We start from the raw sequence: 24,963 nt of genomic DNA on the forward strand, positions 1-24,963 counted from the left end.
GGGCCATGATCCTCAGCAGGCTCAAGTTCTCGCTGCGCAGGCTCCAGGAGAAGCTGTGGATCAAGCCACTCGGCTACGCGCTGGTGGGCGTGGCCGTGGTCTTCGTCGCCGCCCTGGCCGACTGGCTGCCGCTGTCGCAGGTGGTCCCGAACGTCAGCGCGGAAACGGTCGAGAAGCTGCTCACCGTGATCTCCGCCAGCATGCTGGGCGTGGCGACGTTCGCGGTGGCCTCGATGGTCTCGGCGTATGCATCGGCCAGCGGGCGCGCCACGCCGCGCGCGTTCGTCCTGGTGGTGTCGGACAGCTTCTCGCAGACGGCGCTGTCCAGCTTCATCGGCGCCTTCATCTTCAGCATCGTGGGCATCGTCGCGATCAAGATCGAGTACTTCGCGATCGCGGGCCGGTTCGCGCTGTTCCTGTTCACGCTGGCCATCTTCGCGTGGGTCGTCTTCACCTTCGTGCGCTGGGTCGACAACATCGCGCGGCTGGGGCGGCTGGAGAACACGATCGACCGGGTGGAGCGCGCCACCCGCGAGGCCTTCGCCCAATGGCCACCGGAGGCGCCGCTCGGGGCGAGGCCGGATCCGGACCCGCCGCGTGGCGGCCTGCACCTCTACGGCAACGACATCGGCTTCGTGCAGCACGTCGACGTGCGGGCGCTGCAGCACTGGGGCGAGAAGTACGAGGCGACCGTGCACCTGCGGTCCCCACCGGGGGCGCTGGTGAGCACCGACCGGCCGTTGCTCACGGTGAAGCGGCGTTCCTCGGAGCCGCTACCGGACATCGGGGAACTTCTCGACGCGTTCGTGTTCGGCGCGCGTCGCAACTACGCGCTCGACCCGCGCTTCGGCCTGGTGGTGATGTCGGAGATCGCGTCGCGGGCGCTCTCGCCGGCGGTGAACGACCCGGGCACCGCGATCGACATCGTGGTGCGCATGTCGCGCCTGTTGCGCGAGTGGAACCGGCCACGTGACGCGGAACAGGCGCGCACGCCCGACTTCGACCGCGTCTACGCCAGCCCGCTGTCGCCACGCGACCTGATGGAGGACTGTTTCGCGGCCGTCGCCAAGGTCGGTCGAGGTCAACATGTGGGTGCAGAAGATGCTGGGGATGCTGGTCCGCCAGGGCACGCCCGACCTGGCCGAGGCGGCGAAGGCGCAGGCCGTCCTCGCGCTCGCGCGGGCCGAACGGGAACTCCGGTTCCCGCCCGACCTGGCGCGGGTCCGCGAGGCGCACGCCGCGGCGATGGCACCGCCCCCCTATCGATGACCCGTCCCGGCCGGCCGGGGGATGCGGTCACGCAGGTCGGCCACCACGGGGTGGCGACGCGGGCGACCGGTCCGCGCCGACCGTCGCGTTCGCCCGACGGCCTTCACGCCCGGCACCGACATCGACTGACTGGCGCCGGTCGACTCCACGGCACCGATCCGCCGCCCCGTCGCCTTCTTGAAGGATGTTGACGTGCGCTGACGGCGCCATGCGCACAGCGCGTGTCCTTGCACGGGGTTCGACGGCCCGCGATGATCGGCCGCAGTGGCGGGCGGCAAGGCGTGGTGGCGGGGACGGCCATCTGGCTCTGGAGTCGGCTCGCCACGGAACCGGGGAACCGCCGGGGCATGCCTGCCGACAGGGGTCCATCCACGTCATCAGGGGGATGAATGAAGGCGATCACGATCGTGCTGGTCGGCGTTGTCCTGGCCACGGCCGCCATTGGTGCAACCACGTCCGGCCCGGGGCTGCGGCACGTGGGCCCCTCGCTGGTCCCGGGCACGACGATGCGTGCCTCGGTGTCCACCGACGAAGACACGCGACTGCCGCTGCTCACCTACGAGCGGGTCGATGGCCGTGCGTCGACCACGCGCATCCACGCGAATGAACTGATCGTCGCGGCTCCCGAATCGCTGCACGATCCCCGGACGGTCATCCAGGACGCGATCCGGGCGAGCGGGCTGCGCCTGCGCGTGGCTGGCGAAATCCCGGGCGAGCACCTGTTCCTCCTGCGCATCGACGGCGCCACGCCGCATGCGCCAGGTGCGATCCTGGAGCGCCTCCGACCGCACCTGCCGGACGGATTCGCCTTCGAGCCGAACTTCACCTTCCGGGCCTCGTCAAACCAGGACCTGCTCGGCCGCGGACTGGAATCGCAGTGGGCGCTCCGCAACGTCGGTGCGTTCCCCGGCGCCTTCGGCCGCGTGCCGGATGCCGACGTGGATGGCTACGAGGCGCTCGTCGCGCTCGTCCACAACACCCGGATCAAGCACCAACTCGTCGTCGCCGTCATGGACTCGGGGCTGGAGACCGGCCATCCCTCGCTGCGCGAGTCGGTGTGGACCAACGCGAAGGAAATCCCCGGCAACCGCATCGACGACGACGGCAACGGCTACGTCGACGACGTGAACGGCTGGGATTTCCTCAGCCACTGGGGGCAGGTGCCGGACTTCACGGGGCACGGCACCCACGTCGCGGGCATCATCGCCTCGAACCCGCCGGATCCTTCCCGCTCCTTCGTCGCCTTCGGGCTGGCGCCCATCGCGAAGATCATGCCGTTGCGCGTCCTTGGAAAAGGGGCCCAATCGCGGGCACCGCTGTTCGCCGTCCTGGAAGCGCTCGCGTATGCCCGCAACCAGGGGGTCGACGTGATCAACATGTCGTTCGAGACGGACGTGGGCTCGCCCATCCTCGAGGCCGAGTTGCGTGAGAACCGGCTCGCCGGCATCCACCAGGTCGCGGCGGCCGGCAACGGACTTCCCGACGGCGTCGGGAAGGACATCACCAAGACGCCCGTGTTTCCGTGCGCGGTTGTCGACGTGGTCTGCGTCGCGGCCACCGGCGCCGACGATGCGCTCCTGCCCTCTTCCAACTTCGGCGTCCGCGTGACGGCACCCGGCGTCGCGATCGCGGCCCCCGGCGAGGAGATCCTGTCGACCTGCCGGGGCGGCACGTATTGCCTCAAGAGCGGCACATCCATGGCCACCCCCATGGTGGCGGCGGTCTTCGCAGTGGCGAAGGCGCTGTATCCGGAGGAGACATACGAGGACCGCCTCGCGCGCGTGCTCGGCGCTGCCGACCGGCTCGAAGGCATGGCGATGAAGATCGACGAGGGTCGCCGCCTCAACGCGTACCAGTCGCTGTTCCACCAGCGGCCCGCCGGCGTCAGCATCCATGACCAGTCGCCGTATTGCCTCGCATGGATCACCGACCCGGTCAGCGGCCAGCTGGTCCAGCGATGGAGGAACCATCCTTACGCGAACTGGCGCGAGCCCGGTGTGGACGGCGAGGAGGGCGAGCCGTTCCGAATCTGCACCGCGCACCAGCTGATGGCGATCCGCGACGAGGATCTGTCCAAGCGCTTCGTCCTTGCGCAGGACATCCACTGGTCCCTGCTGGGTCCGGCCGGTGGCTATCCCATCGGCGGCCAGCCGCGCAAGCCGGGTGAGCCTCCGCTGCGGTTCACCGGGCGCTTCCGGGGGGACGGCCACGCCATCATCGGCATGCGGTTCGTTGGCGCGGCCACCGGCGGCCTGTTCGCGCACCTGGACGGACGGCGCGCCAGCATCGACCGGCTACGGTTGCGACAGGTCCACATCGACGTGTCGGATGCAGCCGGCGCCTTCGCGGTGAGGATGGATGATGGCGGCCTGCGTCGCGTCGAGGCCGAAGGCGTGATCCGCGCGGGCCGCGTGGCGGGCGGGATCGTGGGCGAGCAGTTCGGTGGACAGTTGCAGGGGCCCTTCTTCGAAGGCCTCGTCGCGTCCAAGGGAACGGCCGGCGGTATCTCGGGGTACACGGGTGCCCTGGTGCGCGAGCGATTCGGAACGATCCTGCAGGCTCACTTCAACGGGACCGTCGAAGCGCCCGTTGCCGGCGGGCTCATCGGCCACGCCGATCGAGGAAGCTGGAGCGGCGGCCATGCCCTGGCGGTGGTCCGCGGCGCGGTCGCCGGCGGCGCCGCGGGCAAGGTCACGTGCGGTGCGCTGGTCGACCAGGCGACTGCCGAGGGCTTCATCGACTCCGACGGACAGGCGGGCGGCATCGCCGGTCGAATCGGGGACGCGCGCATCCGGGACAGCTATGCATCGGTTGGCTACGACAGCATCGGCAAGACGACCGGCGGTGCCGTCGGCGTCATCGCGGATGGCGTGCGCACGTCACCCCAGGGCCCGTTCCTGTGCACGGGAACCCACACCCGCCCGAAGCCGTCGACGCTCGCCTCGGTCTTCTACGACACGAGCAGTTCGCCGCCCGGCGCGGGCGGAGAGGGCCGGTCGGATCAGCAGCTGCGCGACCAGACGACCTATCCGGCCGGGTGGCGCGACCCGCAGCTCCGCCGTTGGGAGTTCCGGCCCGGGTACATGGCCGCACTGACCGGGATGCCGCGATCGTTCAAGCGCGTGGCGTCATCCGGGTCGGACCGGGCGACCGCCGCGCCGGAGTGATCGACCCTGATGAAGGCGATGAGGGGCCGGGCTTCCAGCGGATCGCACCCGGGATCGCGCCTTGGGCTGCACGCCGGAAGATCCCTCGCCCCTCGTCCGGCAGGCAGGGGCGCCGCCGGATCTGGCAACGAAGAAGGGCCAACGGGTTGCAGCCCGTTGGCCCTTCTCGATGTCCGATGGCGCGCCCGGAAGGATTCGAACCTCCGACCCCCAAGTTCGTAGGCGGGGATCGGAGTTCGGTTTTGAAGGACAGCAACCGGTCTCACTAGGTGAAAAACGGCTAAGCCCTTGATGCGACGGCTGATTCCAGATGCACATTTGTGCCCGAGACATGCCGTTCTAGCTCGGCATTTGCGCCCGAATCCAGCCGGACCGACGAACCTCGGGCACACACTACGATCAAATGTGTCCAAGGGGCAAGGGGTCGCGCATCAGGACATGACTCTGTCAGAAGCTGAAGTCATTGGTCACTTGCGCGCTGGCCTGCAGTACTTGATGTAGTCGTGCGCGTACCTGACTGCGCTGCTTTCAAAGATGGACAGCAGGACATCACCTACCTGCGCCAGCGCGATGCCGTCTGTGCGCGTTCGGAACAGCGGCTCGCCGCGCAGCACGTGCACGACCACCGCAGCCGGCTCGTTGATCCGAGGCTCGAGTTCCAGATCGGGGTGAAGGGCGTGGATGAAGGCTGGGGTGAGCTCCCGCGTTCCGCGCGGCACTTGGACCGCAAGATCTAGGCGCGGCATGCCCACCAGGTCCAGCGCGGGGAAGTCCAGCATGGCCGCCGCGAATCCCGACAGCGCGACCGAGCCCCAGCCCCTGCGGTTCGCGTGCAGCAGTTCGCCCGCCCGCGCAACCAGGGTGCTCGGATCCATGGGGCACGCGCCCCGGGCAAAGGTGAACCGCAACGCCCCTGCCCGTCCTCGGACGGTGGCCAGCAGTTCGGGCGATAGGGCGCCGAGGTCAAGCTGGGGCCCCCTACCGTCGTGCAGCAGCCCGGCTTCACGCAGCGTCTTAAGCACGCCATAGATCGTGGGGCGCGAGAGCCCGGATTGCTCCGCCAGCCTGGTGACCGGCGTGTGGCCGTCGTCGTGAAGGGCCGCACGAGCCAAGAGGCGAAGTACCTCGTGGACGGAGTTGATCGAGTCCAGCGGGATTCGTTTGCCCCTCGCGGGCGTTTCGTCGGGCGCGACCACCTCGAGGGTCAACCGCAACCTGATGCCGGTTTCCAAGGCGGGCAGCATCCGGTTCCACTCAGCTCGGATGGTCTCCTCACTTAGCTCACGCGAAGTCAGCACAAGACACACCCGCAGCGCTGGCCCCAAGAGCGCTAGGTGCGCTGCGGCATCCAGCATCGCCGCGCGCACGTCTCGGACGCTGGTAATACCCCGATCCTTGGTCAGGACGGTAGTCGCCACCATGTAAGCCGCCGGCTTAATGTTAGACGGCACTTTACACTCTCACGGCAGCATCCTGCATTGGTGGGATCACGAGCGAACCGTCCTCAAGGAAGTCCGTGCGCAGATCGCCGCAATGCCAGAGGGCGCGCTTGATGACGGGCTAGAGTTGACGGCCTTTATTGACGAACTGATAGGAAGCAAGGACGCGCCCGGTCGCCTTCTTGACCTTGGGCGGCTTGTCCATCGCTCGGTCTTCTTACCCGGAACTTGTGGGAGCAGCTCGCTTAAAAGGATCCTCCCCGCCCTTCTTGCGACCTTGGAGACACTCAGAGCGCACTACGGCAACCCGACCTATGGAAGTGCGGATGGCGTACCAAGTTTTTCAAGGATCAAACGTGGGTGCAAACCGACTCGCAAGGTCAGGTCATTGACCCCTACCTACTGTTGGGAGAACGCACTGATGAACCTGAACTTGCAGGATTGGAGGCGCTCGAGGATGAAGCCTCGACGATCGCGGATGGTGGCGCTGCCATGGTCGCCTACGGCCTGCTCATGAGTGGCCTGCTCGACCATGCAGCGCAGAAGCGGCTCAAATTGCAGCTGCTTCGCTACTGTGAGCTGGACACCTTGGCGATGGTTATGGCTTGGCAAGGCCTCAATGAACTATGCAATGCACGCAACGAGAATACCGACAGGCCTCTACTTCTGAAGAACTTCATGCCGACGCCGAAGCATACTCATGACTGACAGGGTGACGCCGGAAGTTCGTTCGCGAATGATGGCAACGATTCGCTCGCGAGACACGCGTCCGGAGTTGACGGTACGTCACCACCTACATGCCCTCGGGTTCCGATATCGAGTTTCACCGAAGGGCATGCCGGGAAAGCCGGACATCGTCCTCCGAAAGCACAAAGCGGTAGTTTTCGTTCACGGCTGCTTCTGGCATGGGCACCATGGCTGCAGGTACGCGAAGCTACCAGCGACCCGGCCCGAATTTTGGAGCGAGAAGATCTCGTCAAACCAAAAACGAGACCGGGAGACCGAATCACAGCTTCGAACGCTTGGCTGGCGGACTGCAGTGATTTGGGAATGCGCCCTGAAACTGAATCGAACTGCAGCACTCAAATCGCTCGTTGATTTCATCGGCTCGGATCGGGACGCGGTAGAGATTTTCTTCTCGTGAGCTACGTTCTCAAGTAGGCGTAAACCACCCCCGCGATCTGACGAGCCATCCACGGCGGCACCGCATTTCCGACTTGGCCATACTGCCACCCTTGGGCGCCTTCGAAAAAGTAATTGTCAGGAAACGTCTGCAAGCGCGCAGCTTCGCGCACCGTCAGACTTCGAAACTGCGCCGGATCGGGATGGATGAAGTAGTGGCCGTCCTTCTTGAGATGACTCGTTATCGTCAAGCTAGGATCGTCTTTTAGCTGCACTTTGAATCGATCGACAAATTTGCCACTCTTCCAGTTCTTGTGCTCCGGATGCAGAGCTTCCGGGAACTCCGAGGCCCCGCGTGGCGACCGCCCGTGAACTTCGCCGAACGTAGAAACATAGGCATAGCGCTGAAGATCGCTGAATTGGTGACTCCGCGTTTGGTGATTGAGCAGGCAATCGAGCCTTCGGTCGAGAAGCCACGACTCAAGATGATCGGGCACCCTGTCGCAACCACGCGTGCGGGCTTGACGCAGCTCGCCACGCCCCCGGTCAATCGACTTGGATACCTCAGCAGATAGCCCACGCAACCGTCTTGCGACCACGGTGTCCTCAAGTACCAGATCTGCAGTATCGCGGAGCAAGCCTCCCGCAAAAGCTGCCCAGTCTTCGACGACGCGTTCCTTCTTCTCTACACGCAAGCCGCTCCGCAACGGCGGCAAGGTGCTGATCAAATCGCCGACTGAACACCGGTTCGCACTGGAGGCCAGGAAATGCGCCGTTCCGACATACACGTCGCTGCGCACTCCCACTAGAATCACGCGGTGGCGCGCCTGTGGCACGCCCAAGTCCTCCGCACGCAGGATGAAGTTGCGGGGATCGTTGACGGAATCGCCCTCTCCTGCCGGCTTGATGAGCGGCACCAACTCATACCGAGGACCGCTTCTGCCTCCCGGGCGCCGTAGAGACTCTGCGATCTCTTCGAATACCGATAACCCAAAGGCCTCAGCGGAAAGGAGGCCTTTTACATTTTCCATCACGAAGGCCGCAGGACGGAATCTCGAGACGAGCTTGCGATAGTGCTGGTACAGCTCGTACCGCTCGTCGTCTTCTGGGCGGTATCCGACGATTCCTCGGTTGCGGGCCCGGCCGACCAGTGAGTATGCCTGGCACGGCGGGCCTCCGATCAAGACCCATGGATCCCCCTTCTTTACAAGCGCCTCAACGCGTCCGCGCAGGACGCGGTCGTCGGCGGCGTCGCCCAGTTTCAGCTGGCAGGCCTCCCTGTTCGCGGCGACCCATTTCTCCTTCGTTTTGGCAGTGAAGGGCTGCTGCCCGCGCCCGGAAACATAGTCGTAATAGCTGGCTGGTGCATGGCCCGAAGGAAACTGCCGGAAGAACGCTCTGAGGCGAAGCGTCTTCCATGCATTCTGCTCCATTTCCGCGGAAATGGCGATACGGAAAGGCCTAGATCGGTTCGGCGCAACGAAACCGGAAAACCCCTCACCCAAACCGCCTGGGCCGGCAAAAATGTCGACGACTGGAATTTGCATTACTCGAACGTGTCCATCCGGCTCAAGCAACCGAGCCGCCAGGATCGCACGAAACTGACAACTGTCAACTTTCGTTGGCGGTGCAGGTACTAGATGTTGTCAAGGATGTACTGCGTCGCAGCACCTTGCACGTGCCACCGCAGAACGTGGGCAACTTGGAGCGACCGCGAAACCGCCCCATCACGCTTCGAACGCCTTGCTGAAGTATCCGCAATCCGGGTCTCCCAGCGTCCCGACAACGGTCCCGCGATCCAGCAAGCGATTCTGGTTCTCGCAGCTTGTCTCAGGGAGAAGGCCACAGGAGTGACAAGCCGCAAGATTGCAGCTGTCCGGCCCTTGACCTTCACTCTCGATGCAGACCGGATCCGAGGAACACCATTTCGCGTTCTCGAGTGCCCTGCCGACGGCGCCCTCCAATCGACCGGGTTCACCCATTCTCACGAGTCCGCCCATGGACCCTTCGGAGTCGCCTGCGGCTGTGTAGATCAGGATTCCCGCCATGCCCGAATTGCCCTCCGATCTTTCCGAGAAGTAAATCCTTTCGCGGAGAGAGGAGGATCCATAGCCACTGTCGAAAATCAGTTGGTTTATCAGCAAATGGGCAAACGTATGAATCATCGCACGTCGCGGATGCGAGGATTCGGGCTCAATCCCGCGGCGCCGCGCCAACTGGGCCATGCTTCTGGTGACTGCATCCAAACGCCGCACGTGGTGTTCGAGATGCCCCCGCTCCCAAAGCTCGAGAGCCTCCTGTCTAAAGCGCAGAAAGATCCCCTCACCGTAAACCATTGTCGCCGGGAGCCAACGCGTGCCTTCGGCGGCTGGCGCTGAGCGCCACAGTAGCTTCGTGTACTCATGTGGCTGCCGACTTCGGGCATACAGTCGGCTATACCCTTTGAGTACGCGCGTTTCACGTAGTGTGTCCAGTAGAGAGATGTGTTCAAAGTGGCTACTTATGATTCCACCGTAACTCGCGATCGGGTGACTTCTGATCTTTAGGATGCTTTTCGGCATCCCCTTGACCTCTCCCTGAGACTGGCTGAAGACCTTGAACTCTCGGCTGCGCTGGTCGTCCGCAGGCTCCGCCTCAGAATTCACACAGGCTCCACTCACCAGGTCAAGCGCCCGCTCGAGAAGACCTGTAGGCAATACGCGCCACCCAGCCAGCGGGCGCCCGTCGAGCGTGATGCTAGCGAGAATCGACAGAAGCGTCTGCTCATCCAATCCGACCGAATCATTAATGCCCTTGAGCTTGCTGAATGATCTCTCCAGTTGCCGGAACGGCTCGATCGCATTGAAAGTGGTAACGAAGGACGCGCGCTCATCCCCGGATAACGTAATCCAAGGCTTTAGGTCACGGAATGCTTCATCGGCGGACTCAGAGTCCAACCGTCCGTCATTTGCGCGACTCGCCTCTCTGAGGAGCCTTCGAACAAAGGCATCATCCTCGAGCAGTTCGACAAGCTCATCGGACAGCTTCCCGGGAACCTTGTCAGGGATATGGATCGCACTCGCAACGTCCGCGAAGTAAAGGTTACCTGCGCCCCGCAGCAGAACTAGAAGAGGTGCATCACAGCTGTTGCACTCCGAGTCGCCAGGCGAAATGGCAATCGCCGGATTCTCGCTGCAGCACTTGACGCCAATCCGAGAGAGCGGCGTTGCATCGGGTTCACTGCTGGCCGGGTCTCCGCCGAATGCCCCCGCGAGTGTTCTCTTCGCCAAGATGCTCCAGGCCGCATCGCCATCCCTCCGGCGCACCAGTTCGATTCGCACCCCGGCACCGCCCGACTCGCCAGTCGCCACCTGCCTAAGGCGCGCCCCTTCCGTCAGGTCCCTCCGCAAGCTGTCGACCCCCCTACCTTCCTCTCCTGCCGCGAGCCACTCCAGCCATGGGAAATCCCGCAGGTGCCCGTTCGCGCAGGCGGCAACAAATCGCATCTGCAACATTGCAGGCTGCTTGGCGCCCGCGCCATGAGCATCGCAGCGCGGCGCTCGGGGGTCGTGGAGATTCGCTTCCTTCATCAACCCACACCCAGACACCGGACAAAAGTGCCATCGGGGAAACCGAAGCCAAGGCAGTCTGGTGGAGGAAGCGTTGCTGAGGTCGAACGGCGGAGGGGTCAGGAAGAAGTCAACGCCCAAGCTCTCGGCCAAGCGACGTTCATTCCGAATTCTCCTCGTCTCGTCTCTTACCACGGCGCCGGGCCACGCATCGAGGCCCGCGTGGATCAAGGACTCTGGACCCGGAAAGTCCATCATCGCGCCGACGCCAAACGGTGCGACGGCCTGCGACGATCGTATGGGCCTTAAAGATCGGATGGACTTCGCTGCCATCTCAGTGTGCCTCCAAGGAGTCGTCGGTCAATGCCAACTGCTCGGCGTACCACGACGACACTTCTGCATCGCACGTGGCATCAACGGCCCGCAACGACGTTGGGGTGGCCCAGCCAGCGAGGCGCCACGACTCGGGCTTCTCCCTGCCCGTCGGGAACATCAGCATCGGGCTGTCCCCGAGCGCGCCGGAAATCACGATCTTTCCCCACTCGTGCGGATTGTATGCGCGCCACTCCCGTACCAGTCGGCGGAGTTTCTCGACAAGTGCAGTCACCTCGTCATCCCTGGCAACGCTCTCCGCCCTCTTTCGCAGCTCGATCTCCACCCACGCCAGCGCCTCATCCATCTCGATCACTTGCTGGGGACCGAAATTTGCCGGCACTCGCTGCCTCAGCATCGACACCATGACTGCATGCAATGCTCTCTCCAAGACGGGTGGGCTGAACGGTGTCACGCTGGTGGGCTCAACCCATGCATAGATCGCTTGGTGATACGCGCGGAACCGCTCGTAATGACTCCGATCCCGAGGCTTAGTGCTGCTATAGAGCATGACGACCAATCCAGGCCTGTCTTCCCGCCGACCGACCCGACTCGAAGCTTGGATGTATGAGGCCGTCGTTTTCGGCTGGCCGACAATCGCCATTAGGGACAGGCGCGGAACGTCAACACCAACCTCAACAATGTTGGATGCGAGACACGCGTCTTGGGGGCCTGACTCCGCCCATACCGAGAATCCTCCATCCTTGTCGGCCGCGAAGTTGTGCACGCCCTTCTCGAGCGAGCGCAGCGCATGCGGCACCTCGCCGGAATCCAAGCGGCTGGTCAACTCAAGGACGCGACCGTCCACGTACACTCGGCGAGACTTGCTCGGCTCCGTCGCCCTTCGCTTTCGAAGGACTCCAAGCTGATCCGGAATGTCGGCCCCGAAGAGTGTCAGAGCACCTCCAAGTTCACGGAGAGAGTTGTAGTACGCCAAGAGCGTCCACCAAGGATCTGCCACTTCGGCGGCCTCCTTAGTTTTGGCGACGCGATCCCCTGGTGTGTTGGCATATGCAGATGACGCCAGATCGGCCGCACCTTGGGCCAGTGCGGCGTACACGATTCGCTGAGTTGTCTGCATCGAGCCATGCCCGGGAGCAAGCACACCAACATAGAGGCGGCCTGGCTTGCTTGAGTCCTCGCGCGCGAAGAATGCATCAGATGCGTCCAGTCCTGGAGGCGGGAACACCATGCTGTCCTTGCGTGAATACAACCCAAGGATCTGCTCACCCGCGCGAGCGGCAGTGGCCGTCGATGCAATGACCTTGGGCGAGGTGCCAGACTTGTAACGACACAGTGCGTCGATCGACGTCTCAAACAGCCCAACCATCGTCCCCAGCGGTCCAGTCATGAGATGCATCTCATCCTGAATGATCAGACTGGGGCCAGCCGCGTGCCGCGCTCCATCAGCATCTATACCAAAGAACGCTCGCGTCTCCGGCATCCATGCCAGCATCGCGAACTTGTCGACCGTGCCAATCAGTAGCGTTGGTGGCGACCTGTAGAGATTCTCGTCAACAACTTGCGCTGGAATTCTAAGACCCCGACCTTGACCAAATTCACAACTGCGATCGGGGCAGACGTACTCGAACGTTGCAGCAGTTCCACTACCCGAAATTCGATAGCCGCGAACGAATCCGAGCTCGTCAGGTCCGAAGGGGGCGCAGCACCATGGGCACTGCAGCAGCACAAATGGGTTTCTAGCGGCGGGATCTCGCCTCAGATTCTCAAGGCTTTGCTTGGCACCAGGTGCCTCATTGCTCCTGTTGTCGATCCTATTTGGTGTGTTGCTTCCGCCGACCCAAAGTCCAACAGTGAAGGGGAGATCGCCCAGTGCGTCCTGCGAATCGACACGGAGCAGCTCCATGGCGCAGAAGAGCTTCACAGCACGCTCAAACTGCTGTGCGGTTAGGAGTCGAAGCGTGTATCGCATCATGATCGACACAGCGCGGTTCTCACCTTCCGCCTTGCTCACTCGACCGGAGAGGGCGTTGTAGAAGACAGTAAACGCCGTCAGCCCCAAGTAGGCTTCCGTCTTGCCGCCGCCGGTCGGGAACCAGATCAGATCGACCGTTTGACGATCATCACTGTCATCGTGAACAACGCCATCCAATGACATGAGAAGGAAGGCAAGCTGAAATGGTCGCCACATTCCAACTGGGCGATCCAATCTTTGTTCCGCGGCTCTTGCATCCTCAGATTCGAGATCAAGCGCCTCGTATGCTCTGCTCCACCCCACAGGATCTGGATCAGAAGCTGCCGACCTCCCTCTTAGACGAGCGCCCGATGCGCTGACCTGGCCCTTGGCATAGAGCGCCAATCGCGCCTCTCCGGAGCGGCGGTGCTGCGCCATCAGCATCGCGCGGTTGGCTAGCGCGAACGCCTTTAGGACGTTTGCATCGCGTCCGCGGAGCAGCTGCAGCCCGTCCCGCATTCGATCTGCCACCTTCTTGCATCGCTGAACGATGGCAACCGCAGTTTCCTGCAACTCTGCGACGCTGTCGGGCTTCAGATCCGATATCCATTTCTCATAGCCAGACACCAATCGCTCGAGCAGGTCCAACGCCATCGAGTCCGACCGCTCCATCTCGGAGAACAAGCGCATCGGCAACTGCAGCGGCCTCCCCTCGCGATCTATGACATCGAAATCCATGGGATGCATCTCCCATGCCGGCATGACGTCCGTCCACAACTTCGTACCGTCGGAGGTGTCCAGCCAGTCCACGGCACAGCCGTGTCCCACGCTGCGCACAGTGCGCTGGCGATAAATCACGCGATTTACGCGTTCATCCTCTAGCGGATCGTATGCCTCTCGGTCGGACAAGGTTGTACGCGGGTAGTTCTTGATGACTCCAAGCGGTGCCTCAATCACCAGCCCGCTTTGGAACAAGCAGATTGAATCGACGGCACCTTCTCCGATCCGAGATTCGTTAACCAGAGTGATCGTCACTAGCCGCTCTTGCGGCGCAGCTTCTGGCCAACGGCGCACATGCCATCGGATTGAAATCTTCCCGGGAAAGCCCTCGACTCCCGCCACATCATGTCGACCAAGGCCGGCGTCAAGATCGTCGGCACCGAGGGAAAGTGTGGGTTCCTTGTGCTGGGCGATAAAGGGGGCTCGAAGCCACCATGAGCGATCACGGCTCTCTGCCTGAGCTTGTGATCCATCCGTCATTGCCACCTTGTGCAGACGGTAAAAGCCGCAATTCTCCTGTTCAAATGAGTCACGACCGGTTCGAAATCGACTCGCGACGATGATGTTCAGCCTTTGCCGCGCTGCCTCAAGAGCTCCAAGATCAACGACGAAACTCAGCCCCATCGCGGAAGGCTTAAAACCGTTAGTTGCCGTCAGCCCGAAGTCGTCTGACTCGGCGTCAAACCTCCTCGTGCGGGCCTGCGCCTGCGCGCGAACGTCATCATCCCGGGCGTTCCTCGCCGTGTCGGCATCTGCTGGGCCCGCACCCAGTCCATCCGCGTCATCTGCATCGGGCGATTCCAGCGTTTCTCTTGGGTAGAGGACGCCTGCGCCATAGCGTCTAACCGGGCCATCCCTCGTGAGAATCTCCTCGCCGTTTCCCTGCCGCACAGCTGCGAACTCTTTCCAGAGTTCTTCGTTCGACAGCCTGGCAGGAAGGGTCTCGAGACTGATGCCGACGGGATCAGGTCCAACAACCTCACTGCGAAGGCCCCGCAGAAGCAACAGGCGGCTCTCCAAGTTCTCTTGCAACCCCATGTTCCCCCCTAATGACTTAGCGCTTCACCCAACGATCTTCGCCGCATAGGCCTGCTTCATGCCCTCGGGAAGCAAGACATGCACCTCCTGACGGCCTCTCGAAATGCCCGTGTAGAACAGGGAATCGCCAAGGCTTGCCACGTCGGTCAAGATGATGGCCGGGGCATCGAGGCCCTTGAAGGCATGCACCGTGCTGTAGCCTGAAAACCCGTATTCCGGAACAGCATCCTTCAATTCCCGCAGGTTCAATCCCGGCTGCGAAGTGGCGAGACTCGAAGCCGTGGATTCATTCAGTCGCGAGAGGACAACAATCTCTTCCGGCTTAAACTTCCTGCGAAGTTCAACGATCACCTTCTCGAGGATTCTGCTAAGAGCTTCCGGACTGTCAGCCCCGAAGTGAGGCTTGAACTCACCGGGAAAATCGGCGCCCAAGCACGAGGAATAGCCGATTGAAGGATTGGTCAGGATCTGGATATTCTCCGTAATCCTGAGCGCGTTCCTGCAATTTTCCCTGAGCGTAACAGTTGCCTGTGCGATGCCTTTTCGATCAAGTCTGGCCAGCAGTTTTTCTTCCGTTGCCCCTGCAGCGAAAATCGCTTGTCCGGAGAAGTCGCCCGAAAAAACCCAGCGCCCATCCTTGAGACCTCCTTCCAGCAGCAGATCCAAGGCATCAACCATGTCGGACTGAAGAAGGTCTTGCGCCTCGTCCACTACCAGCACGTCGAATTTTGACCCCTCATCAGCTTCAATCAGCTGAGTAAGGGCGCGCTTTGTGAGATCGCGCCAGAACTCGCTGTCAGCTCCGGGGGGGACTTGCTCATTGGTGAGTTCCAGCATCAGCTTCGAGAACGTGCCAACGTAGCCATGCTCGCCGATGGCGGCGCCCATCTCCTTCTTCAGCCAAGCACCAAGCAGGCTGTTGAAGCACAAGAAGCCAACCCTGAGGCCGGATTCTGCAAAGAATTTGGCGAGTCGGAGCGCAATATAGGTCTTCCCGGTTCCTGCCGCCCCCTTCAATACCAATCTTTTGATTTCAAGAACCAAACTGGCAGTTGCCGCCTGTTTCTCGGTTGCATCAAAGATGATCTTCTCGAGACGCTGGACGTTAGCCAACGCTTCACCTTCGCAACGGAAGTCGGGCCGAAGAACATTGACCAGCGCCTCCATCTCCTCCTGAGAGGGTCTACTGCGCTCTTCATCGAACCAGGAAACTCCGCGATTTCCGTCTCGTTTCATCGACGCAAGCTCTCGTCGACGAGCTTTGAGCGCTCGAGCAAGCGCTTCGGCAACTCCGTGAGACGAGATCTCGGATCGCGTTACGACCTCTGAAGGCATCCACTCCAACTCCGCAGCGGAGTGGTCCGGTGCTACACGCAGCTCTTCTAGCGAGGAGAAGACCACACAGCTGTGCCAAGGCCAGCGTGAGGAGTTCCCGATCCCTAGCCGCTCCATCTCATCCCTAGGTCGACTATCGAGCCACCTCTTGAGGGAATGCATGGCGGATCTAGCCTGCTCGAACGGCCCTTCGCTACAGTTCTGTGGATGAGAGTAGTGATACGTCCAAATGCCGTTCCTGCGACTTACGTTGCAGCCCTTTACCTCGACGACCATGATGCCGAGCCCGGGTGCAAGCACGAGAAAGTCCGCCTCGCCCTCCATCTTCGTGATGTGTCGACGGATGTCGAGCGAGTGCAATACGTACCATGTCTTCGAGGCGCCACGATCCTCCCGCAGGCCGCAAACAATTTCCCACTCGGACAACGGTGTTCGCTTGGGCTTTATTGCATGCTCTGGTATCAACCTTGCCAATTCTTTAGCCTCTGGAGTTGACTTGGATAAAGCTTTCCGGCCTCTCCTACGCTCATGACCTCGAGGACGACGTACTTGCGACCGCCATGTTCCTCCCCTACGACATTCCCTGCCTCCCATTGAACTCCACTGGCGATATCCGCTTCAAGCTCGTCATCGAGACGATGAACGAGATCGCGACCCGCCGAACGATGCGCGCTGCGAAGGGACTGTACGTCACTCCAGCAGTGCTGAATGAAGACTTCGATATCCTCTTCGGCCCGAAAGAATCCCAGATCCCGTGCCGCAAGAATCAGCGCTCTGAAATCCGCTCGCTTCGCGGGCGCCCAGGGCAGCTCGCCGGTCCAAGCGTCTTGCCTCCACGTATCCTTGCCTCGTTCATCGAAGGCAGCCTTGAACTTGGCATCGCCGCAATGGTTGAGGCATGTGCGAACGATCTGCTTCCAAGCTCTCATTCGCTTTTTTACGGATTCGACGCGCTCGATGCCAAGTCGTTGCTGAGCCCCGCTCTCGAGGAGCTCTCGATCGGGATCGTCAACGTTGACCGGGATCAAGTCACCGCTTTGGAGATCCAGAACAGGAACGCGCTTTCGCTGGCCATTCAGCAGCCTCACATCATCGCCAACACTTAGCGCGACGTACTCGCCGGACTGAAATCGTACGACACACGCCGACACTGGTTCGCCGGCACTTTCATCCGTCCGATCTGACGGAGAAAACAGATCATCTGCGATGAACGGAATATCCTGATTCCTGTCCTGTCCCTCCTCAACTAAATCGGCCACCGAGCCAATGATGTGGTCGTGCGTCTCCCACGTCACGCGCCAAGACCTCTCTTTGAACATTGGCGACAGCGCTTCCCTGGTGAAGTCATCGCTCTCGATAGCGACTCCATACCGCAGCACGTGCACGCATTTCCAGCGACCCTGACGGAGGAGCTTCACGGCACTCGCGAACGGAAAGCGCTTCGAATGCAGCGGCGAGACCAAGACCAACGAGTCACCCACCTCCGGGATCTCACGAATTCCACCGATAATCCTGACTCTTGACCCGTATTCGCTCTCAAACCGTTGGTTCGCATCGAGTGGCCATCCGGGCGGAGACTCATTCCACGGTCTGTTCCAGACATGGATATCACCGTCGTAGGCACAGTAGAGAGAGTCGAGGAACTCAGCTTTCTCATTGGGACCTTCATCTGAAAAGACTTTCTCAATCTCAGTCAAGACGCGTCCAAGTTCAGGAGTCTCCGAGGCCTCCAAGAGGAGGTCCTCGCGCACGGAATCAATGAGGTTGAAAGGCTGCAGACTCTGCAGAAGCATCAGACGCAGCTGCCAAAGCTTGCTCGTTGGCTCTCCTCGTTCGCCGGCCCTGACAATTGCGCTCCGCAGCACACTGTCGACCGCAGATATCCGTGCATCGTGAATGCAATGAAAGTGCGCTGAGCAGCTTCCTGCCTGTGTCCATATCCTCGCCTCCAATTCCATCGTTGCTCTGCCCCACTCATCCAAGCCGGAAGTTCAGACCACCCAAACCTGGAATCGCTATCTCTGGGTCCGGCCAATCTTCACACTGGCAACCCCAATCGCCCAGAGCATTCACGATCCTGTTGGAGTCCGGCTGTCCGGACAACCATTCATCCGGCGTCAACAAAACGATCGCAGGTGTTTCTGCCGTCCGGAATGACTCCTCCTCAAGGACACCGAGTGCATTCGGGCCGTCGACGATCACTACTTTTGCCTGCTCGTCTGCAACTGCATGACGTTCGCCAAGATGCCTGCACACCGCAAACCCTGCGCCCACATTGAACATGAGCAACTGCGCCAAGGAAGCACCGGCAACGCGAAATCTCTCGGCAGATGACATGAACTGAGCTTCGCGACCTGCAATTTGCACTGCGTTCTCCAGCCTGAGGCATTGCTCAGGGCGACAGGAGACGCCGAGCCGTGCTGCGAGCTGCGAGGTTTTCTCAGCGCACCTTGCAGACTCCAGTCCTGGTGCACCCTCTAGAGCAAAGAAGTCGTTCCTCCTCCGCGACTCGATACAAGACGGCTTCTTTCCGCAGGTTGTCTTGATTCGATATAGGCCATCCGGATCCTGTGCCGGATCCAAGACCGTACCTTTCGTGAATCTGGTCCTGTTGCGCACGGGCGGAAACCAGACTGTGTCGCCCGGGACGACGTCCTTGGGATGCGAAGCTTGAAGACTCGCGAACAATGAGCCCAAGGCGAGCCAAACGCTCGCGGATTGCCGTGCTGGCACTATTAGAACCAACCGATGAAACTGCCCAGCGGTCGCGGCACTGACAACCCAGTGACCGACGTTTGCCAAGCCATCCGCCCACATTGGAACCTCGAACTCCGAAGCGGATTCATCACTCGCCTCGAACATCGTCCAAGAACCGCAGTCCTTCAAACATAAAGCTGGCGATAGCTTGGCTCCGCCGAAAGCCTTTCGACTTGACTCCCTGACGTTCGAAACGTGGCCAGGGGCCACTGGACCCCCAATACCCGCGCCAGTCACGAACGGTGCCGACATCACAGGGAGAGGGAGGCGAAGTTGTTCGCTGCGATCAGCGAGGGGGACATCGTCTTGAGCCAAATCGCGAAAAGCCCAGGATTCCGGAACATCGGCGGATTGGCGCTTCTCTGAATCCATCCGTCATTGACGCTGAGCCCTCCCCAAGCATCCAAAAGATCGCGCCGCACGCGGTAGGCACCACTTCTGAACTCACCGATCTCCAAAAATCGTGTGAAGCGACCCGAAAGATCCTTGCGACCAGTCACAACCACATCTGTTTCGGTTCTCTCCGCAAGTCGAGTGTGGGCGTTCCAGTCATGCTCGGAAGAGGGAATATCCCGAACGCGCCGAACACCTTCGACCACGAGCAAGCCAATGAGGGCATAGACCAAGCCGGCCTGCCCGTCTGAAGGTCGCAGGCCCGCATAGAACACCACCCAATCGTTCCTACGGAACTCGAGGAGCTTTTTTCCACGAGTCTGCGTATCGCCGTACGTCAGATGCTCGAAGTCGGGATCAAGGTGCATCCGCTGGCCAGTCAGGTGCGCAGGCAGCTCGCACTGGACATTATTGCTGGCCGAGAAGGCCTGCAACGCCGGAGTCACGATGGAATAGTCACGCGCCATGCCCGGTGCATTTGCTCGATTCTGAGGAATCGGCACATACACGAAGTCGCCGGTTCTTGGGTTGCACGGCCCGTTCCACTTTCCGAAGCTCTGGTCTGCGCCAACACGAACCAGAATTGCCCTAGCCGGTTCGGGAAGGGCAGTCATCGGCTGCATGTAGACACGATCAGCAGCTCGTCTTCTTCGCCGCCGCACTTGCGCTTCGTGTCCTGATGTGTGGGCTGCGCAGAAGAACCCCCATCGCCTGCCAGGAGCATGGCAACGATGTAGCTCTCGAGGCGTTCCCGCACCTGGGGATCGTGGTTTTTCCGATAGTCGCGCGGGAGGCTCTCATAGATGTCTCGCACCGCGGCAATCGAAGACTCGTCAGCCTCTCCTCCGAGATAGACGAACGTATCGCTCAACAGGGTCACGGCGCGGTCGTATTCCGGTGCTTCGCCAATATCGTGGGCTATATCCTCCTCCGAGTGGAACTTCTTCCCATGACGGTAGGCGAAGCGTCCGGCTCGCTCTTCATAGATGCAATCGGGACGATCTGCATAGCGCTCGTCGCGGTAGTACTCTCCGTCTTTGATGACGCTCGACACACGGGCGATGTAGATGAGCTTGTTCTTCAGCTCCGCGACGCTCTTGCCGCCAAAGCCAAGGATCCAGTCACCGGTCTGGGCGCTCGTGCGGATCTTCGGCTTGCAGATGGCCAGCGAGAGTTTGTCTTTGTGGATGCATGGGGCCCCGCCATTGTCGGAAGTCAGCTTGTAGACGTAGATGTCACCGGAGCGGACACACTCCTGAAGCTCTCGCGAATTCACTTAACCCCCCCAACTTCAATTTCCAGATAGCCACTCGATTCGCGTGCCGCAACGCAACCTTGCGCGCTCACCGACCTGGCGCGGTCGCGCTATAGCCGCGCATCACCCGCCGCCACTCGGTCCTCAACACGCAGGATGCGTCGTTTCCAACGCCCGCCACATGCATCCCCATCTTGTCGGGTTCCGCCAAATGACGCCCGACCCTACGCCATCGCGCGGCCTCCGAGTCGCCGGACACATACTCTGCTGCCAGAGGGTGACTCTCGCCAGTCTCATCGAGCACTTCGCACAGGCGCCTTGCCACGTACCAAAGTCTGCTTCCCTGCAAAATCTTCGCCCCCCTCTTCCCCTTGAGCTCCGCCACGTGCCAGCCGTGCCGTTCGACGAACACGAGATTCGCCAAGGCGCCAAGCGCGGCTTCGGAATCCCACAAAGAGAACGTTAAGTAGACCCGCGAAAGGACAGCCTCCCAGATTCGTCCGGGGTCCACCTCCAGCTCCGCGGCCGCAAATGTGATGGACGTCCTGTTTTGCAGGCAGGCGACTGCGACGCCGTCAACAAACACGCCGCACTTGTCATCCAGGAGCGGCAGCCACGCACCGACCCCCGTTTCGACCAGCGGCGCCCGAACTTCCGGGGGGCTGCGGATCCACCTGGCTGCGCGTTCGCACAGCCCCGCCAGACCCGTATCCCGAAAGAGGGACCTGACGATGCGGGCGCTGGCGAGCTCCTCCTCGCTTCTCTTGAGTGTGTACTCGAACGGTCGGTACGTCGACACGACTCCGATCAGCCAGTCCCAGTAGCGCTGGAGGATTCGCTTTTCGAGGTAGTCGTTCGCCAGATTCAGCCGGCACAAGCTGTCCCACCCGTGCCGACGCAAGTGAGCCGCTGCAAGGTCGGTCAGCCAGGTCTCGAGCAGCGGATGCAGTTGCTGGAAGCAGTTCAGGGCCTCGACGAGCCCCGGAAGCTGCACCGTGGGAGGCCGCGGCGCATGCGGCCCCGCGACAAGCATTGACCTGGCGATCCAGTCCAGATGGTGAGGGAGAATCTGGCAGCCCGAGCCCCCACCCATTCGTGAGTAAGCTCGGCGCGTCACCTCGGGATGTTTCAGTCCGTCGCCGTCAATGAACGCCCGGTCGAGCCCATCGAGCCGGCGCAGGACCCACGCCGGATAGCCCGAATGCCGGGTCGCGATCGGCCGCCGGTCCACCCATCGGCTGGTCATGGCAGGAATCCGATCCGGGCGGTTCGGACGCGACCCGACACCTCCTCGTGCAGGGCCTCGATGAAGTCGCCAGCTCGGCGGAAGGGGACGACCCGATGGCGCCTGAGAAGCACCGCGCAATCCCCGGGTACGACCATCTCAATCCGCTTCGCCCGCGAGAGGTCTTCCGGACCGTGCGCTATGCCCAGCTCCTGGAGGCAGCGCGCCACAAGCGCCGCGGCCTGCTCCGCATGCAGCGGTGCCAACCGCACCCGGTAGTCGAACCTGCGCAACGCTGCGGGATCCAGTCCGTCCATGAGGTTCGTGCTGGCAATGAACACGCCACGGAAGCTTTCGAGCTGCAGCAGGAACTCGTTGACCTGCGAGACCTCCCAGCCGTGGTCGGCGCGTCGACGGTCGCGCAGGAAGCTGTCGACCTCGTCGATTTGCAGCACGGCGCCGGCCTGCTCGGCCTCCTTGAAGGTCCGCGCAAGGTTCTTCTCCATCTGCCCGACCCAATGGGACTGGAGGTCGGACACGCGTCGCAGCAGGTGGGGTCGGCCGGCGCGGCCCGCGAGCCATTCGCCGAACGCGGTCTTCCCGGTCCCCGGTGGACCATGGAGACAGATGCGGGCGCCGGTGACCTGCCCTACCCCTTCGGCGAGCTCGGCAAGATCGACGCTGGCGTTGCAGAACGCCGGGTCGAACGCACTGGCGGGGTTGGCCAGCGAGCCGGAAACGATGCCACGGTCCCCCTGCGCGTTCAGCAATGACGATACGCTGGCCTCGACAGCCGCCACCATGCCGATGTGCCCTTCCGACGACATCCGCTCGGCCACCGACACCGCGCGCACAAGGCTGGCGGGTGCCACCCGCTCGACCTTGGCCAATTGCTGGATGGCAGCGTGGGGAAGTCGGTCGCCGCAGACGTCGACCAACAGCTTTTCCCGGGCCGCCTGCGGCGGGATGTCCACCTCGGCAATCACGTCGAAGCGCCGGAGGAAGGCAGGATCCATCGGACCGACCTGGTTGGCGATCCAGACTGTCGGAGCGCCGTTGGACTCGAGCATGGAGTTCACCCATGCCTTCAGATGATCCGCCGTCGACGCACCGCCCGTGGGAATCGAGCCGTACTCGAACAGCGCATCCACCTCGTCGAAACAGACGACTGCCTTCCGATTCGACAGCAGGAACTGGGCGGTCGCGGTTGCACCCAGGCGCTGGCCGGGCGTCAGCGTGTCCGCGTCATGACCGCAACTGGCCACCTCATAGAGGGAGGCCCCGACTGCAGCCGAGAGCACGCGGGCAAGTTCGGTCTTTCCCGTCCCCGGAGGTCCGTGCAGAAGAATGTTCACGCCCTTGCGCCCCGTGGCCAGGGCCTCGCGAAGAAGTGAGCCGATCGCGCGGACAGCCGGAGTGACGTGACCGTAAGCCTCCAGCGAGAGCGACGGCGCAGGTGCAGTCGTGATCACCCGGGCGAACAGGTCGGTGGCCTGCCGCATGGGACGACGTGCGAGCCAACGAAGGCCGCCACGGCACAGTTCGAGGTTATCCGCGACCCCGCCCCCCGTGGTCACCGTGAGAAGTCCGGTGCGACGCAGACGACTGCCGGCCGCCCGGGCCTCTGCCACCCGGAGCTCGCTGGCCCCCAGCACCACGGCAAGCTGCCTTGTGGTATCGCAGGAATCCGCCGTGACCTTCGCCAGCGCCCGGAACGACTCATCGGCCATCAGCACAACCGCGAGTCCAAGCACTCGAGCTTCGACGGTGCCGATCGAGAAGGCTTGCTGCAGGCGACGCAGGTTGCCGTGCAGGGGATCGGGCAGCCGCAACTGGCCGGCTCGGGCCTCCAAGGCTTGGCGCAGGAGCTCGAGCCCCGTCGATACCTGATCGAGTTCGAGGTCCCCGGTCCAGCGGACGTCATCCCGAAGGAGCCGCCTAAGCTGGCGGCTGGTCGGGCATGCGTCACCGTAGTCGCAGGCCGCCAGGGCCCCCAGATCCAGCAACATGCGCAGCCGCCACAGGCGGGTCAGGTCGCGAAACCGGGCAGCCTGGCGACGGGCGTCGGCAGGACACGAGGGCAGGTTGGCGGGCCGCGGCATGGTTGCTCCGGATCGATGACGGGCTTCCATGATCCGCAGGCCTGCGACAGGATAAGTCGCACCCTCGACGACGCTGCGGGGGTTCAAGGACGGAGGGCGCGCAGTGAAGTCGGATGCCAACGAGACCCTGGCAAGGCAGTGGAAGATGCTTGCCGCCGTCCCCCGCGCACCGGTTCGAATCACCGTGGCCGAACTGGAGCAGAAGCTCCTCGATGAAGGCTTCCGGGTGGCGCGTCGAACCATCGAGCGCGACCTCCAGTCGCTTTCGGCGCGCTTTCCCCTGGTCGTGGACGACCGGTCCAAACCCTTTGGATGGTCTTGGGCAAGGGACGCTGCCTTCGCCTTCATGCCGGCGCTTGCGCCGGCACAGGCGGTGGCATTGCTCTTGGCTCAAAGGCACCTGGAGGGCCTAGTGCCCTACGCGATGCGCAACGAGCTCGAGCCACTATTCGGCTCGGCAATGCGCACGCTGGGCGACTCGGGCTGGAGCGACTGGCACCGTCGCACTGCCGTCCTGGCACTGCAGTTCCAGCCGCAGCCCCCCGCAATCGATGGTGAGATCCTGGCCACGGTGCAACGGGCGATCGCCCGTCGCCACGTACTCGATCTTGAGTACAAGGAGAAGGGCGGCACCGGAGCGCGTCGGCGGATCGCCCATCCTCTCGGCCTCTTCCAACGGGGGCCAGTGACCTACCTTGTCGCCACGCTGTTCAACTACCCCGACGTCCGGCATATGGCGGTGCATCGGATCGCTGCGGCTGTCGACACCCTGGAGAGATCCCGCGAGCCCGTAGGCTTCGACCTGTCGCAGCATCTGGCCCATGAGGGCGCGCTGCTGCGCTCGGCGGGCGTGATCCGCTTTGAGGCGGATTTCCGCGCTGACGCGGCTGCCCACCTCCATGAGACACCACTTTCGCCGGATCAGGAGATCACCGGACTCGAGAACGGCTGGGTCCGCGTCACCGCGACGGTGGAGAACGACATGCGGTTCCGCTGGTGGCTGCTCGCGTTTGGCGCCCAGGTCAGGGTGCGTCAGCCAAGCGCGCTGCGCGAGGACATCGCGGCAGAGGTGGGCGAGGCCCGCGCCCTGTATATCCAACCTGAAAAATCAGGCAGTTAGCGGTCACGACATCGGCTCAGGAAGCTCGAGCTAGCCCATCGCCGCGGTGTCCCTCGAGTCGACGACCGGGCTCGCTCATCGGCTAACCCCCCGTCACGCGGGGCCGGTTCCGCCCCCCGCTGGGCG

General features: G+C 62.5%; 16 protein-coding genes and 1 pseudogene. 5 read left to right on the plus strand and 12 right to left on the minus strand.

What is annotated here, in order from left to right; all coding sequences use genetic code 11:
* The first annotated feature begins 5 nt into the window (after positions 1-5).
* Both ACYU7H_RS01510 and ACYU7H_RS01515 read left to right on the plus strand, forming a co-directional pair.
* Complete coding sequence (locus tag ACYU7H_RS01510; protein ID WP_460811920.1) at positions 6-1,460, plus strand: DUF2254 domain-containing protein; 1,455 nt, start codon at positions 6-8, stop codon at positions 1,458-1,460.
* Positions 1,461-1,658: 198 nt separating this feature from the next.
* Positions 1,659-4,436 (plus strand): S8 family serine peptidase, encoded by a 2,778-nt coding sequence (locus ACYU7H_RS01515; RefSeq protein ID WP_460811921.1) that lies wholly within the window; start codon positions 1,659-1,661, stop codon positions 4,434-4,436.
* Between the two features lie 467 nt (positions 4,437-4,903).
* Here the strand turns inward: ACYU7H_RS01515 and ACYU7H_RS01520 are convergent, their stop codons facing one another.
* Positions 4,904-5,854 (minus strand): helix-turn-helix domain-containing protein, encoded by a 951-nt coding sequence (locus tag ACYU7H_RS01520; protein WP_460811922.1) that lies wholly within the window; start codon positions 5,852-5,854, stop codon positions 4,904-4,906.
* 381 nt (positions 5,855-6,235) lie between these two features.
* Between ACYU7H_RS01520 and ACYU7H_RS01525 the strand changes: the two genes are divergently transcribed.
* Both ACYU7H_RS01525 and ACYU7H_RS01530 read left to right on the plus strand, forming a co-directional pair.
* A complete protein-coding gene (locus ACYU7H_RS01525) occupies positions 6,236-6,583 on the plus strand; it encodes a hypothetical protein (protein ID WP_460811924.1) in 348 nt (115 codons plus the stop codon).
* A gap of 31 nt (positions 6,584-6,614) precedes the next feature.
* Positions 6,615-7,019, plus strand: coding sequence for a very short patch repair endonuclease (locus tag ACYU7H_RS01530; protein ID WP_460813024.1), 405 nt, complete (start codon positions 6,615-6,617; stop codon positions 7,017-7,019).
* 1 nt (position 7,020) lies between these two features.
* Here ACYU7H_RS01530 and ACYU7H_RS01535 read toward each other — a convergent pair whose 3' ends face one another.
* From ACYU7H_RS01535 to ACYU7H_RS01585, 11 genes and pseudogenes are all read right to left on the minus strand, one after another.
* Positions 7,021-8,544, minus strand: a complete 1,524-nt coding sequence (locus ACYU7H_RS01535; protein WP_460811925.1) for a DNA cytosine methyltransferase — start codon at positions 8,542-8,544, stop codon at positions 7,021-7,023.
* Between the two features lie 180 nt (positions 8,545-8,724).
* Entirely contained in the window at positions 8,725-10,566 is a 1,842-nt protein-coding gene (gene drmB, locus ACYU7H_RS01540; protein WP_460811927.1) for a DrmB family protein, read from the minus strand.
* Between the two features lie 313 nt (positions 10,567-10,879).
* A complete protein-coding gene (locus ACYU7H_RS01545) occupies positions 10,880-14,644 on the minus strand; it encodes a helicase-related protein (RefSeq protein WP_460811928.1) in 3,765 nt (1,254 codons plus the stop codon).
* Between the two features lie 30 nt (positions 14,645-14,674).
* Positions 14,675-15,817 carry a DNA/RNA helicase domain-containing protein gene (locus ACYU7H_RS01550; protein ID WP_460813025.1) on the minus strand — a complete coding sequence of 381 codons (1,143 nt, stop codon included), beginning with the start codon at positions 15,815-15,817 and terminating at the stop codon, positions 14,675-14,677.
* Positions 15,818-16,051: 234 nt separating this feature from the next.
* Positions 16,052-16,459, minus strand: a pseudogene (locus tag ACYU7H_RS01555) (nuclease-related domain-containing protein); the annotation flags it as partial.
* Entirely contained in the window at positions 16,447-17,778 is a 1,332-nt protein-coding gene (locus tag ACYU7H_RS01560; protein ID WP_460811930.1) for a hypothetical protein, read from the minus strand. The gene ACYU7H_RS01560 and the pseudogene ACYU7H_RS01555, both read right to left, overlap by 13 nt.
* Positions 17,779-17,959: 181 nt before the next feature.
* The gene (locus ACYU7H_RS01565) at positions 17,960-18,352 is read right to left on the minus strand and encodes a hypothetical protein (protein WP_460811931.1); all 393 of its coding nucleotides are present in this window, start codon (positions 18,350-18,352) and stop codon (positions 17,960-17,962) included.
* A 641-nt stretch (positions 18,353-18,993) separates the two neighbouring features.
* Positions 18,994-19,758 (minus strand): Nmad3 family putative nucleotide modification protein, encoded by a 765-nt coding sequence (locus ACYU7H_RS01570; RefSeq protein ID WP_460811933.1) that lies wholly within the window; start codon positions 19,756-19,758, stop codon positions 18,994-18,996.
* Positions 19,746-20,411, minus strand: coding sequence for an Nmad2 family putative nucleotide modification protein (locus ACYU7H_RS01575; protein WP_460811934.1), 666 nt, complete (start codon positions 20,409-20,411; stop codon positions 19,746-19,748). The genes ACYU7H_RS01570 and ACYU7H_RS01575 overlap by 13 nt, the downstream gene beginning before the upstream one ends.
* Positions 20,412-20,478: 67 nt before the next feature.
* Positions 20,479-21,636 (minus strand): hypothetical protein, encoded by a 1,158-nt coding sequence (locus tag ACYU7H_RS01580; protein ID WP_460811935.1) that lies wholly within the window; start codon positions 21,634-21,636, stop codon positions 20,479-20,481.
* Positions 21,633-23,717: an AAA family ATPase gene (locus tag ACYU7H_RS01585; protein ID WP_460811937.1), complete on the minus strand. Its 2,085-nt coding sequence runs from the start codon at positions 23,715-23,717 to the stop codon at positions 21,633-21,635. Before ACYU7H_RS01585 ends, ACYU7H_RS01580 begins: the two co-directional genes overlap by 4 nt.
* A gap of 103 nt (positions 23,718-23,820) precedes the next feature.
* Here ACYU7H_RS01585 and ACYU7H_RS01590 point away from each other — a divergent pair, with 103 nt between their 5' ends.
* Positions 23,821-24,837, plus strand: a complete 1,017-nt coding sequence (locus ACYU7H_RS01590) for a helix-turn-helix transcriptional regulator (protein WP_460811938.1) — start codon at positions 23,821-23,823, stop codon at positions 24,835-24,837.
* The last annotated feature ends 126 nt before the right edge of the window (positions 24,838-24,963 follow it).

Source organism: Luteimonas pelagia (assembly GCF_054776035.1).

Bases quoted from the DNA above. Each gene is read 5' to 3' on its own strand.
- ACYU7H_RS01535 (WP_460811925.1), bottom strand. From the start codon at position 8,544: ATGCAAATTCCAGTCGTCGACATTTTTGCCGGCCCAGGCGGTTTGGGT.
- ACYU7H_RS01550 (WP_460813025.1), bottom strand. From the start codon at position 15,817: ATGGAGGCGCTGGTCAATGTTCTTCGGCCCGACTTCCGTTGCGAAGGT.
- ACYU7H_RS01585 (WP_460811937.1), bottom strand. From the start codon at position 23,717: ATGCCGCGGCCCGCCAACCTGCCCTCGTGTCCTGCCGACGCCCGTCGC.
- ACYU7H_RS01515 (WP_460811921.1), top strand. From the start codon at position 1,659: ATGAAGGCGATCACGATCGTGCTGGTCGGCGTTGTCCTGGCCACGGCC.
- ACYU7H_RS01580 (WP_460811935.1), bottom strand. From the start codon at position 21,636: ATGACCAGCCGATGGGTGGACCGGCGGCCGATCGCGACCCGGCATTCG.
- ACYU7H_RS01560 (WP_460811930.1), bottom strand. From the start codon at position 17,778: ATGCTTCTGCAGAGTCTGCAGCCTTTCAACCTCATTGATTCCGTGCGC.
- ACYU7H_RS01570 (WP_460811933.1), bottom strand. From the start codon at position 19,758: ATGCAGCCGATGACTGCCCTTCCCGAACCGGCTAGGGCAATTCTGGTT.
- drmB (WP_460811927.1), bottom strand. From the start codon at position 10,566: ATGAAGGAAGCGAATCTCCACGACCCCCGAGCGCCGCGCTGCGATGCT.
- ACYU7H_RS01510 (WP_460811920.1), top strand. From the start codon at position 6: ATGATCCTCAGCAGGCTCAAGTTCTCGCTGCGCAGGCTCCAGGAGAAG.
- ACYU7H_RS01530 (WP_460813024.1), top strand. From the start codon at position 6,615: ATGGCAACGATTCGCTCGCGAGACACGCGTCCGGAGTTGACGGTACGT.